General features: G+C 67.4%; 12 protein-coding genes. All 12 read right to left on the bottom strand.

The window, feature by feature from the left end; translation table 11 throughout:
- Nucleotides 1-44 precede the first annotated feature (44 nt).
- The 12 genes from DYI42_RS21415 to DYI42_RS21360 all read right to left on the bottom strand — a co-directional run bounded on the left by DYI42_RS21415 (nt 45) and on the right by DYI42_RS21360 (nt 11,372).
- Nucleotides 45-1,364: an aspartate aminotransferase family protein gene (locus DYI42_RS21415; RefSeq protein WP_213548822.1), complete on the bottom strand. Its 1,320-nt coding sequence runs from the start codon at nt 1,362-1,364 to the stop codon at nt 45-47.
- 64 nt (nt 1,365-1,428) lie between these two features.
- Nucleotides 1,429-2,337 (bottom strand): AEC family transporter, encoded by a 909-nt coding sequence (locus DYI42_RS21410; protein WP_213548820.1) that lies wholly within the window; start codon nt 2,335-2,337, stop codon nt 1,429-1,431.
- Nucleotides 2,334-3,692: an aminotransferase gene (locus DYI42_RS21405; protein ID WP_213548819.1), complete on the bottom strand. Its 1,359-nt coding sequence runs from the start codon at nt 3,690-3,692 to the stop codon at nt 2,334-2,336. Before DYI42_RS21405 ends, DYI42_RS21410 begins: the two co-directional genes overlap by 4 nt.
- Before the next feature lie 41 nt (nt 3,693-3,733).
- Nucleotides 3,734-4,768 carry a hydrogenase expression/formation protein HypE gene (hypE, locus tag DYI42_RS21400; protein WP_440870661.1) on the bottom strand — a complete coding sequence of 345 codons (1,035 nt, stop codon included), beginning with the start codon at nt 4,766-4,768 and terminating at the stop codon, nt 3,734-3,736.
- On the bottom strand, nt 4,765-5,907 hold the full coding sequence (gene hypD / locus DYI42_RS21395) for a hydrogenase formation protein HypD (protein WP_213548818.1): 1,143 nt from the start codon (nt 5,905-5,907) through the stop codon (nt 4,765-4,767). Before hypD ends, hypE begins: the two co-directional genes overlap by 4 nt.
- Entirely contained in the window at nt 5,904-6,194 is a 291-nt protein-coding gene (gene hypC / locus DYI42_RS21390) for a HypC/HybG/HupF family hydrogenase formation chaperone (protein WP_213548817.1), read from the bottom strand. Before hypC ends, hypD begins: the two co-directional genes overlap by 4 nt.
- 3 nt (nt 6,195-6,197) lie before the next feature.
- The gene (locus DYI42_RS21385; protein WP_213548816.1) at nt 6,198-7,676 is read right to left on the bottom strand and encodes a sigma-54-dependent transcriptional regulator; all 1,479 of its coding nucleotides are present in this window, start codon (nt 7,674-7,676) and stop codon (nt 6,198-6,200) included.
- A gap of 4 nt (nt 7,677-7,680) precedes the next feature.
- Nucleotides 7,681-8,517, bottom strand: a complete 837-nt coding sequence (gene hypB / locus DYI42_RS21380; protein WP_213548815.1) for a hydrogenase nickel incorporation protein HypB — start codon at nt 8,515-8,517, stop codon at nt 7,681-7,683.
- Nucleotides 8,517-8,858, bottom strand: coding sequence for a hydrogenase maturation nickel metallochaperone HypA (gene hypA / locus DYI42_RS21375; protein WP_213548814.1), 342 nt, complete (start codon nt 8,856-8,858; stop codon nt 8,517-8,519). The genes hypB and hypA overlap by 1 nt, the downstream gene beginning before the upstream one ends.
- Complete coding sequence (locus DYI42_RS21370) at nt 8,851-9,723, bottom strand: hypothetical protein (protein WP_213548813.1); 873 nt, start codon at nt 9,721-9,723, stop codon at nt 8,851-8,853. The genes hypA and DYI42_RS21370 overlap by 8 nt, the downstream gene beginning before the upstream one ends.
- Before the next feature lie 3 nt (nt 9,724-9,726).
- Entirely contained in the window at nt 9,727-10,530 is an 804-nt protein-coding gene (gene hybE, locus DYI42_RS21365) for a [NiFe]-hydrogenase assembly chaperone HybE (RefSeq protein WP_213548812.1), read from the bottom strand.
- A complete protein-coding gene (locus DYI42_RS21360; RefSeq protein WP_213548811.1) occupies nt 10,527-11,372 on the bottom strand; it encodes a hydrogenase expression/formation protein in 846 nt (281 codons plus the stop codon). Before DYI42_RS21360 ends, hybE begins: the two co-directional genes overlap by 4 nt.
- Between the last annotated feature and the right edge of the window lie 29 nt (nt 11,373-11,401).

The raw sequence follows: 11,401 nt of genomic DNA, 5'->3' as shown, positions 1-11,401 counted from the left end.
AGATGGGTATAAGAGACAGCCACCCACGGCCGCACCTCGCCGGATCAGGCCAGCGTTTTCAAAACCTTGGCCAGCACATCGCCGATCCGGTCGATCTGCGCCTTGTCGATGATGAGCGGCGGCGAGAGAGCAATGATGTCGCCTGTCGTGCGGATCAGCACGCCCTCCTCGTAAGCCGCGAGGAAGGCCTCGAAGGCGCGCTTCGTCGGCGCCCCCGCCACCCCTTCAAGTTCCACCGCGCCGACCAGCCCGAGGTTGCGGATGTCGATGACGTGGGGCAGCCCTTTCAGGCCGTGCAGCATCTCCTCGAAATAGGGCGCAAGCTCAACGCAACGCTCGAACAGGCCCTCCTCCTTGTAGGTCTCCAGCGTCGCCAGCCCGGCGGCGGCGGCGATCGGGTGGCCCGAGTAGGTGTAGCCGTGGAACAGTTCGATCGCGTTCTCCGGGCCGGTCATGAAGGCGTTGTAGATATCTGCGGAACAGAACACCGCACCCATCGGGATGACCCCGTTGGTGATGCCCTTGGCCGTGGTCATCAGGTCGGGCGTGACGCCGAAGAAGTCGGCCCCGAAGGGCGTGCCCAGCCGCCCGAAGCCGGTGATGACCTCGTCGAAGATGAGCAGGATGCCATGCTTTTTGGTGATCGCCCGCAGCCGCTCGAGGTAGCCCTTGGGCGGCAGGATCACCCCCGTCGAGCCCGCCATCGGCTCCACGATCACGGCCGCAATCGTCTCCGGCCCGTGCAGCGCCACGATGCGCTCCAGCTCGTCGGCCAGCTCGGCGCCGTGCTCGGGCACGCCGCGCGAATAAGCGTTCTTCTCGGGCAGGTGGGTGTGCGGCAGGTGGTCGACCCCGTTCAGCAGGGAACCGAAGAACTTGCGGTTGTTCACGATCCCGCCCACCGAGATGCCGCCGAAGCCCACCCCGTGATAGCCGCGCTCGCGCCCGATCAGCCGCGTGCGCTGCCCCTCGCCGCGCGCCCGGTGATAGGCCAGCGCGATTTTCAGCGCGGTATCAACACTCTCCGAGCCGGAGTTGGTGTAGAACACGTGGTCGATGCCCTCGGGGGCCATGTCCACCAGCCGGTTGGCAAGCTCGAAGGCCTTGGGGTGGCCCATCTGGAAGGCGGGGGCATAGTCCATCTCCGCCACCTGCGCCTGCACCGCCTCCACGATCTTCGGGCGCGCATGGCCCGCGTTGCAGCACCAGAGCCCCGCCGTGCCATCCAGCACCTCGCGCCCATCGGCGGTGGTGTAATGCATGTCCTTGGCGCCCACGAACATGCGCGGGTTGTCCTTGAACTGCCGGTTGGCCGTGAAGGGCATCCAGAAGGCTCTGAGGTCGTTGGGCGATTGCACGTTCATGGCGCGGCTCCGAAGGATGGGAATTGCGCGGCGAGCCTGCGCCCGGTGCCGGACAAGGTCAAGCCTAGGCCAACACCGCGAGCGCAAAGAGGCTGAGGAAAGCGGTCCAGACCATCACTTGCGCCACCCGCGCGGCGGGCACGTCGTAGAGCAGTGCAAGGCTCATCGCCATCGCGCCCGTCGGCGGCGCGGCGGCGAAGACGAAGAGCCTGTTGGCTTCCCATCCGCCCGCGAAGAGCGTCAGCAACAGCGCCACGAGGGCCGGGAAGACCACCAGCTTGATGCCGCTCACCACCGCCACCGCCGTATCGAAGCGGAAGGCCACGGCGCTCAGCACTACGCCAAGCGAGAACAACGCCACCGGCGCGGCGGCGACGCCGTTGAAGTCGAGAAAGGTCTGCACCGGCGCGGGCACCGGCACGCCCGCCAGCCCCAGCGCCGTACCACCGAAGATCGCCAGCAGCGTCGGCGTGCGGGCAAAGATCGCCAGCACCGCGCCGGGAGAGACGCGGCCCAGCTTGATCGCCTGCAACACGAACATGGTGCCGCCAAAGCTGACCGTGCTGTCGAGCACCACGACCATGGTGATCGGTAGCACCCCGCTCTCGCCGTAGAGCAGCACGCCGATGGGCAGGCCGTAAAAGACGTTGTTGGCGAAGATCCCGGCGTAACCGAGGATCACCGACTCCCCCGGCCCCGCCCCGAAGAGCCGCCGCGCAAGTTGGTACCCCAGCGCGAAGAGGATCACCTGCGCCGCCGAGTAGAGCAGGATCGGCGTGAGGCGGAAGGTATCGAAGGGCGCGTTCCACAGCAGGTCGAGCACCACGATGGGCACAAGCACCGTCATGGCGAAGCGGTTGATCGTGCGCGCCGAGTCTTCGCTGAGCTGCCCGCCCTTCCCCAGCCCCCAGCCGAGCGCGAGGATGGCAAAGACCGGCAGGATCGGGTTGGCCAGAACGGTGAGAAAGCTCACGCCGAGAGGGCCTCTTCGAAGCCCAGCCTCAGGATGCGCGCCATCTCGTCGATCTGCCCCTCGGTGATGGTCAGCGGCGGCGACATCACGCAGGCGTTGTAGACCGGGCGCAGCAGCAGCCCGTGGCGCTGGCAGATCGCATCGACCTGCGCGGCAAAGGCCATGTCCCGGTCTTCGTCCGGGTTTTCCGGGTCCAGCTCGCATTCAATGCCCGCCATCAGCCCCTTCACCCGGATGTCGGAAATCACCGGAATGTCCGACAGGCTACTCAGAGCGGCCTCGAAGTGGGGCGCGATGCGTTGCACGTGCTCCAAGAGGCCATCGCGCTCGAAGATATCGAGGTTGGCCATCGCTGCGGCACAGGCGACCGGGTGGCCGGAATAGGTGAAGCCCGAGGTGAAGCCTTTGCCCTCGTTGGTGGCCGCCGTAATCTCGTCGATCAGCCGGTCGGAGATGAAGAGCGCGCCCAAGGGCTGGTAGCCCGAGGTGAGCCCCTTGGCGGTGGTCAACATGTCGGGCTGCACGCCGAAGACGGGCTCGCTGGCAAAGTAGTGGCCGAGCCGCCCGAAGCTCGTCACCACCTCGTCGGCGATGAAAAGCACGTCATGCTTGCGGCAGATCTCAGCGCAGGCGGCAAGGTAGCCCTCCGGCTGCACGATCACCCCGCCCGAGGCCATGACCGGCTCTGCGATGAAGGCGGCGACCTTTTCGGCGCCGACGCTCAGGATCATCGCCTCCAGCTCGGCCACCTTTTGGGCGGTGAAGTCTTCCAGCGATTGCCCCTCGGGCCGGTCTTTTGGCTTGGGGCAGGAGAGGAAGTGGATGTGATCCTCGATCATGTCCATCTCCGCCTTCTCGCGCATCTTCCCCGAACAGGAGGCGGTGAGATAGGTGGAGCCGTGATAGGCGTTGACCCTTGAAATAATGTGCTTTTTCTCGGGCCTCCCGAGGCAGTTGTTGTAGAAGAAGGCAAAGCGCAGGGCAGAGTCCACCGCCGTCGAGCCGCCGGTGGTGAAGAACACGTTGTTCAGATCGCCCGGCGCCAGGGCTGCCAGCCGTTTGGCCAGCGCGGCGGCCACGTCGGAGGCCATCGACCAGGGAGAGAAATACGACAGGCGGCGCATCTGGTCGGCGCAGGCCTCCACGATCTCTTCCCGCCCATGCCCCACGTTCACGCACCACATGCCGCCGGGGCCGTCGATCATCCGCTTGCCGTCGCTGTCGGTGACGTAGATGCCCTCGCTGTCGGTCAGAACGGTACGGGGGGCCTCGCCGATGGCGGTCACATCCTCCCAGGGGTGGAGGAAATGGCGGTCGGCTTCGTGGATGTCGGAGGTGGTGGGAGAATCGCTCATGGGGCGACCTTAGACCTCCGCGCGACGGGAGGGCAGGCCCCTCAGCAAATGCGCGGAAGCTGCTCCCCGACCAGCATATCGACGATCCGCGCGCCGCCGAAGAGGGTGCGCATCGTCACCTGCCCCGGGCGTCCCGCGTGAGCACGGCCCACCGCGCAGGCCCCCTGCCCTTCCGGCAACTTGCGCATGGCCGCCAGTGCCGCCTCGGCCTCTGCCTCGGGGACAAACACCACCAGCCTCCCCTCGTTGGCGAGATAGAGCGGGTCGAGCCCGAGGATCTCGCACATGCCCTTCACTTCCGCGCGCAGTGGCAGGGCGGTTTCCTCGATTTCCACCGCCACGCCCGCCGCCTCGGCGATCTCGTTGAGGGCCGAGGCGAGGCCTCCACGGGTCGCATCGCGCGCGGCGCGGGCGTTCGGCGCGGCGTGCAGCACGGCCTCCATGAGGTGGCCAAGCCCGGCGCAGTCGGAGGGGATATCGGCAGAAAGCGCCATGTCGCCGCGTGCCGCCAGGATCGCTGCGCCGTGGTCGCCCAGCACCCCGTTGACCAGCGCCACGTCCCCCGGGCGCACGTTGTTCGCGGCGAGATTGCACCCGGGCGGGATCACCCCCACGCCGGATGTGGTGATGAAGAGCGTGTCGGCCATGCCGCGCCCGACCACCTTCGTGTCGCCGGTGACGATCCGCACGCCGGCCTTTTCAGCCTCGGCCTGCATCGAGGCGACCACGCGGCTGAGCAGCGCCACCTCGCAACCCTCCTCGATGATGAAGGCCGCCGAAAGCCAGAGCGGCTTGGCCCCGCCCACGGCAAGGTCGTTGACCGTGCCGCAGACGGCGATCTTGCCGATATCGCCGCCGGGAAATTCCAACGGGTCCACCACGAAGCTGTCGGTGGTGAAGGCCAGCTGCGCGCCGGGCTCTTGCAGCGCAGCGTTCATCAGCCGAGCCTGATCCTCCATGCCGGGGGGCTGGAAGGCGGCGGTGAAGACGCCTTCGATCAGGTCGCGCATCGCCTTGCCGCCGCCGCCGTGCGCAAGCGTGACATTTGCGGGGAGGGGTTTGACGGCCATGTTCATTCCGCCGCCTCCACCGCGCGGGCGCCGCCGTATTGGTAATAGGCCGCGCAGGCCCCCTCGGAGCTGACCATGAGCGCGCCCAGCGGCATCTCGGGGGTGCAGCCCTTGCCGAACTGCGGGCAGGCCACGGGCTTGATCCGCCCGGTCATTACCGCGCCGCATTCGCAGCCCTCGGGCTCTTCCACGTGGCGCGGGCCTGCGGCGTAGCCGATGCCGAACTTCTCCTCGGCATCGAAGGCGCGGTAGGCCTCGCGGATGCGCAGCCCGGACGCGTCGATCTCGCCGAGGCCACGCCATTCGAAGCTGGGGCGCGGCTCGTAGACATCGGCCATGGCGGCGATGGAGGCCGGATTTCCATGTTCGGGCACGACGCGGGCATACTGGTTTTCCACCTCCGCCCGGCCATCCCGGATCTGCTCCAGCACCATCAGGACCGATTGCAGCAGATCGAGCGGCTCGAAGCCGGCGACGACGATCGGCTTGTGATACTCTTCGGCAATGAAATCATAGGGATGCACCCCGATGACCATGCTCACATGCCCCGGCCCCACGAAGCCATCGAGCAGCATGTGCGGATCGTCGAGCAGCGCCTTGATGGGGGGTGGCACGGTGATGTGGTTGCAGAAGACCGAGAAGTTCGTGATCCCCTCGCGCGCCGCCTGCTGGAGGGTGAAGGCGGTGGAGGGGGTGGTGGTTTCAAACCCGAGACCGAAGAACACCACCTCCCGCTCAGGGTTGCGGCGGGCCAGCTCAAGCGCGTCTAAAGGCGAATAGACCATGCGAATGTCGGCCCCGTCCGCCTTGGCCTGCATCAGCGACTTTCGGGTGCCGGGCACGCGCATCGCGTCGCCAAAGGTGGTGAAGATAACGCCCTCACGCTCGGCGATCTGCACGCATTCATCCACCCGGCTCATCGGCAGCACGCAGACGGGGCAGCCCGGCCCATGGATGAACTCGAGGCCCGGCGGCGTCAGCTTGTCGAGCCCGTAACGGAAGATCGCGTGGGTGTGGCCGCCGCAGATTTCCATGATGTGCACCGGCTTCTCCGCCGTTGCACCGATTTCACCCACCACCCGTTCGATGGCGGCAAGCAGCTTGCGGGCGGCCTCGGGGTTGCGGAACTCTTCTGCGAACTTCATGGCTGTTCCTCCAGGGCTGCCTCACCGGCGGCCATCGCTTCCAGCGTTTCCTGCGCCTCGCCGAGGCCTTCCAGCGCCTCCAGCGTGGCGGCGGCCTCATCCTCGTCGATCAGGCTCATCGCGAAGCCCACGTGGATCAGCGCCCACTTGTCGATCAGCCCCGCCAACGGGCCGGTGGCCACCGGGATCACGTTCACCTCGCGGCGCACGCCGGAGACCTCGGCCATCGCCATCATGCGGGCCTCATCGGTGATTTCGACGATCTGTCCGGGTATGCCCAGGCACATGGGTCAGTCCTCCTCGGGTTGGCTGGCCTTGCCCGGCTCGGCAATGGCGTAGCGTTCGATCTTGGCGCGCAGGCCGACGCGGCTGAGGCCCAGCTCATCGGCGGCGCGGCTCTTGTTCCACTTCAGGCGGGTGAGCGTTTCGCGCAGGATTCGCATCTCGATCTGCTCCACCCGTTCCTTCAGCGTGCCCGAGGAGGTGAGCACCTCGTCCACCGCCGGGCTGGCTTGCGGGCGGCCGGGGGCGGCTTGCAGGATGTGGCGCGAGATCAGCTCGGGGCCCAGGATACGATCCTGCGAGAAGATCAGCATCCGGATCATCTCGTTTTCCAGCTCGCGCAGGTTGCCGGGCCAAGCATAGTGCTCCAGAAAGCGGATCGCGTCGTCAGAGAGGCCGTGCACCGGCTTGCCATGGGCCGCCGCCGCATCGAGCAGCATGTGCTGGGAGAGCACGGCGATGTCGCCGGCACGCTCGCGCAGCGGCGGAAGGGCAAGGGAGGCCTGAGCGAGGGCGAAGTAGAGATCGGAGCGAAAGCGCCCCTCGGCCACCTCGCCACGCAGATCGCGCCGCGCGCCTGTGATTAGCCGCACGTCGGTGCGCATTTCCTCGTGGCTGCCGATGGGGCGAAACCGGCCCTCGATGGCCACGCGGGAGAGCGCGAGCTGCATACGGGGTGACAGCTCGGCCAGCCCGTTGAGGAAGAGCGTGCCCCTGTCGGAGCGCTGCAAAAGGCCGATCTTGTTGGCCTGAATCCCCGGCACCGCGCCGCGCTTGGCCCCGAACAGCTCGATTTCAAGAATGGCATCATCGACGCCGGTGCAGTTGATCTCGTGAAATGGCCTGTCAGAGCGCAGCGAGCCGTAGTGGACCGCCCGCGCCAGCGCCGTCTTGCCGGTGCCCGCCTCGCCGACGATCATAACCGGCACGTCGAAGCTAGCGAACTGGCGGGCCTGTTCGATGAGCGCGTTCAGCGGCGAGTTGGGCGCGCGCAGCACGTTTTCGAAGCCAAGCCCCTCGCGGAGCGCCTTGCGCTGCTCTTCCAGCTTGCTCTCGACCGAGCGCGAAAGATAGCGCATTTCCAGCGACATGCGCTCGTGGTCGCGGTTGAGGCGGAAGAGATCAGCGGCGTTCTTTGCCGTCATCAAAAGCTGGTCGGGGTGCCAGGGCTTGGTGAGAAACTGGTAGATCCCGGCCTCGTTGATCGCCGCGATCATGTCGGAGGTTTCTGTATAACCGGTGATGATGATCCGCACCGTCTCGGGCCAGCGGTCGCGCACCTCGGTCAGAAACTCGGTGCCCGAGCGGCCCGGCATCCGCTGGTCGCAGAAGATGACCTGAACGTAATGCTCTTCCATCAACGCCGTGGCCTCCTCGGCGTTCAGCGCGGTGAGGCACTCGAAGTCGTCCTCCAGCGCCATCCGCATCGCGGCGAGCGAATGGGCCTCGTCGTCGACCAGAAGGATCGTGGGGAGCGGCTCGGGCATGGCCCTACTCCGCCGCCGCGCGACAGGCTTTGCGGGCAAGCGCGCCTTGCAGCCAGTTGAGCCAGTTTTCCATCCCTTCGCCGGTGCGGGCGGAGACGCGGATGACCTCTATGGCCGGGTTCACCCGCCGCAGGTTTTCCTCGTAAAGGTCGAGATCCAAGTCGCAATGCGGGGCGAGATCGACCTTGTTCAGCAGCGCGAGACGGGCGGCGGTGAACATGTCGGGGTATTTCAACGGCTTGTCCTCGCCCTCGGTGACCGAGAGGATCGCCACCTTGCAATCTTCGCCCAGATCGAAGCCCGCCGGGCAGACGAGGTTGCCGACGTTCTCGATGAAGAGATAGCCGTTCCGGGCAAGCTCCAGATGCTCCATCGCGTGGCCCACCATATGGCCGTCGAGGTGGCAGCCCTTGCCGGTGTTCACCTGGATCGCCTGCGCGCCGGTGGCGCGGATGCGGTCGGCGTCATTGGCGGTTTGCTGATCGCCCTCGATCACGGCGAGGGGGGCATCGCCCAGCGCTTCGATGGTCATGCACAGGAGGGTCGTCTTACCGGAGCCGGGGGATGATACGAGGTTGATGGCGAATGTGCCGAGGCCCGCGAGCCGGGTGCGGTTGGCGGCGGCGTAGCGGTCATTCTTGGCGAGGATGCCGGTTTCGATTTCCACCAGCCGCTCCTGGCTCATGCCGGGCACCTCGACGCCGGCGGGGCCGTGGCCGAAGTGCAGATCATCGCCGTGATGGTGATGGTGGTGCTGGCCATGAGCGTGACCATGCTCGTGAGAATGATCGTGGGAGTGGCCCTCCACCTTCGCATCACCGCATCCGCAAACTGTGCACATCAGACAACCTCCAGGTCCTTGATTTTCATCTCGTCGCCCCCCATCGGCAGCAGGCGTCCGCCGCCGCAGTCGGGGCATGGGTCGAGCCGCTCCGCGATCTCGACTTCCTTCATGCAATCGGTGCACATCGCGCGGCCCGGCAGGTCGATCATCACCAGTGCGGCGCCCTGCGCCACGCCGCCGCGCATCACCACGTCCCAGGCGAATTCCAACGCAGGTTTCTCGACCCCGGCGAAGCGCCCGATCTCCAGCCGCACGGTCTTGACCGCCTTGAACCCCTGCGCCACGGCGGCCTCGTCGATCACCTGGCGGATGCCTTCGCAGAGCGACATTTCATGCATCTTGAACCTCCCGAAGCGTCAGCGGCACGCAGGGGTCGAGCACCGCGAGCAACAGCTCGGCGGTCGCGTGCCCCGCCGTGCCGAGGCTGCCAAGAGACTGCGCCAGCACACCGCCGGGAGCAAGCATGTGATCGGTCGGCGTGACCCGCTTCAGCGCGGCCACACGACCGGCATCCACCTCGGCCAGCAGGGTATAGACCCCGCGCGCCGAAGGCACCATGGCCGTGCCCGGCCCGATCATCCGGGGCGCTGGCAGAATGCCCCTGCCCGCGGCCTCCATGTCGATCATCCGGCCCACGATCCGCCAGAGCGGTCCGCGCCCATAGGTGGCCTCGATGTGCCGCATCGCCGCGTGGCCGGCGTGGCGGGCGGCGGCGCTGTTTTCCTGCGCCGAGGCTTTGAGCGCGCTGTCAGCCGTCACCCCGGGCAGGCCGGGTGCCACGCCCTCTCCCGGGGCAAAACGTGCCGCCAGTGCAGAGAGCACCGGGGCGAGGCCCTGCCCGCTTTCGAGGAACTCGGTGAGCTCCGCCCCACTGGTGGGAAAGGACCGGCCGCCGAAGAGTGCCCTGTCCGGTACATCATGCGGCAGGGCAAGCGGGGTGAGCCCCAGAGCGCGTGGCAGGAAGAGCGTGAGCCGCAGCCTGTGCTCGGCCCGGATCTCGCGGGCAAGCGCGGCGAGGTCGGGCGCGCCGAGGCCCAGCGCCATCCGCGCGGCGGCCCCCTGAGCGTGCCGGCACAGGTTGAAGAGACGCGGCAAGAGCTCGGCCACCTCCTGCGGCGCCCGGCCACGCATCATCGCCTCCACCGGGAGTGGTTCCGGCAGCTCCACCCGGAAACAGGGGGTGATATGGGCGCGCTGGTTCACCGCTCAGCCGTCCGTGGAGAGCCCGGCAGTGAGAACCTTGCGGCGGCTGGGCTCGGCGCCAATGGAAGCGGGGGCCTCATCGGCCTCCGCCTCTTCGGCCTCTGCGGCTGCCGCCAGCGCGTCTTCGCGGGCGGCGCGGATGTCGGCGCTGCGGTCTGTCTCGGCGCGATGGTCCTCGTCGAAGAGCGCCACCATCACCGCCTCGGCCACCTCCACCGCCCCGGCCTGGCTCTTGAACTCGTTCATCGGGGAGAAGAGCGAGCAGGCCTTGTAGCCCCCCACCATCTCACGGACGTTGTGGATGAACTCATACTCGCCCGACCCGAAGCCAATTACCTCCTTCTCGCCTGCCCGCAGGTCGGACCAGTCCTCCCCCTCGGCTGGAAGCTGCACGAGGTTGAGGAACCAAGGCGAGATGAGCACGCCCAGCAGGCGGCCCTGGTGCATCCGGAAGCCGACCGCCTGCACCCGCAGCAGCTTGTTGACGATCGGCACGTCGCGCATCTTGGCGTGCCAGACCTCGGTGAAATCGGCCTCCAGCGCGCGGGCGCGCTCGGCCAGAACCTCGGCTTCGCGCGCGGCGTCGGAGCCCGGATCTTCTGACACCAGGAACTGTTCCTTCGGCGCATCGCAGTTGGGGCACTTCCAATCGGCGGGCAGGGCGAGGAAGGGCGTGCCGGGCAGGACTTGCCGGGTGTCATCACCCTCCGCCGGGTCATAAGGCGTCCAGCAGATCTTGCATTCCATGATCGCGCGGGGGCTGATCTTGTCATTCGCGCCCAGGAAGCTGCCCTCGAACCCGCTCATCGGATCGCCTCCAGCACTTCTACCAACCGCGCGCCGCTGTCGGTGAGGTCTTCCCGTGCGGCCAGCGCGACCTCGGGCAGGCTGACAACCTCGAAGGTATCGAGAATGAGCTGATCGGTGGAGTTGTAGAACTGCACGCGCCAGACGTGGGGCAGCGCGGTGGCTGTGATCCGGCAGTTGCCATAACCGCGCGACAGGATCTCCACCGCGCCCTTGCCCATTGCCGCGTCGAGCCAGGCGAGGTCTTCTTCGGTGTGGGGCAGCAGCGTGAGGTTGACGGTGTGCAGGTGCATGTCGGTCGCCGCCGGGTCGAATGTGGCGGACTTGTCCTCCAGCTCCACGAGGAGCGGCGGGGCGTTGACCACGCCGGGGCCGCGCGGGGCGGCGTGGGACTTTGGCAGCATGCGCGGCTCGAAGGCGCGCTCGAGCGCAAGTTGCGGCACCGGGCCGACCTCCACGGCATCTACGCCCGCGCCGCTCAGCATCCAGACCCCGGCGAAGACGCTCTCCTGCACCGCGATGGCCGGGATGCCGTGCACCCGCATGGCCACCTCGCCCTCGCCCATGGTCTCGGCCACCAGCGCACGGTTGGCGGCATCGAGCGCCGCAAGATCGAACTGCACGTTCGGCCCGCCCTGCCCCGCCACGGCGGCGGCGGCAGCGACCTCGGCCATCAGGGCCAGCGCCGGGGCCAGCGCCTCGCAGCCCTCAACATCGGGGATGCGGGGCGAGAAGGTGCGCATGTCCTGCGGCATCTGCATATACTCAAGCTCACCGTCGCCCTCGTCAGGCTGGGAGCCGGGGCCGTAGCCTGTGGGGGGGAGAACGAAATTTCCGACCATTGGGGGCCTCTCTGGGGTCACTGCGCGGG

Source organism: Vannielia litorea, from assembly GCF_018424695.1.
In the GTDB taxonomy this organism is placed as follows: Bacteria; Pseudomonadota; Alphaproteobacteria; order Rhodobacterales; family Rhodobacteraceae; genus Vannielia; species Vannielia litorea_A.
Note: the sequence above shows the minus strand (reverse complement) of the source record. Positions and strands in the feature narration are given on the sequence as shown.

Excerpts from the sequence above, each read along its gene's own strand:
- DYI42_RS21415 (WP_213548822.1), bottom strand. The coding sequence starts at position 1,364 with ATGAACGTGCAATCGCCCAACGACCTCAGAGCCTTCTGGATGCCCTTC.
- DYI42_RS21405 (WP_213548819.1), bottom strand. The coding sequence starts at position 3,692 with ATGAGCGATTCTCCCACCACCTCCGACATCCACGAAGCCGACCGCCAT.
- hypE (WP_440870661.1), bottom strand. The coding sequence starts at position 4,768 with ATGAACATGGCCGTCAAACCCCTCCCCGCAAATGTCACGCTTGCGCAC.
- hypD (WP_213548818.1), bottom strand. The coding sequence starts at position 5,907 with ATGAAGTTCGCAGAAGAGTTCCGCAACCCCGAGGCCGCCCGCAAGCTG.
- hypC (WP_213548817.1), bottom strand. The coding sequence starts at position 6,194 with ATGTGCCTGGGCATACCCGGACAGATCGTCGAAATCACCGATGAGGCC.
- DYI42_RS21385 (WP_213548816.1), bottom strand. The coding sequence starts at position 7,676 with ATGCCCGAGCCGCTCCCCACGATCCTTCTGGTCGACGACGAGGCCCAT.
- hypB (WP_213548815.1), bottom strand. The coding sequence starts at position 8,517 with ATGTGCACAGTTTGCGGATGCGGTGATGCGAAGGTGGAGGGCCACTCC.
- hypA (WP_213548814.1), bottom strand. The coding sequence starts at position 8,858 with ATGCATGAAATGTCGCTCTGCGAAGGCATCCGCCAGGTGATCGACGAG.
- hybE (WP_213548812.1), bottom strand. The coding sequence starts at position 10,530 with ATGAGCGGGTTCGAGGGCAGCTTCCTGGGCGCGAATGACAAGATCAGC.
- DYI42_RS21360 (WP_213548811.1), bottom strand. The coding sequence starts at position 11,372 with ATGGTCGGAAATTTCGTTCTCCCCCCCACAGGCTACGGCCCCGGCTCC.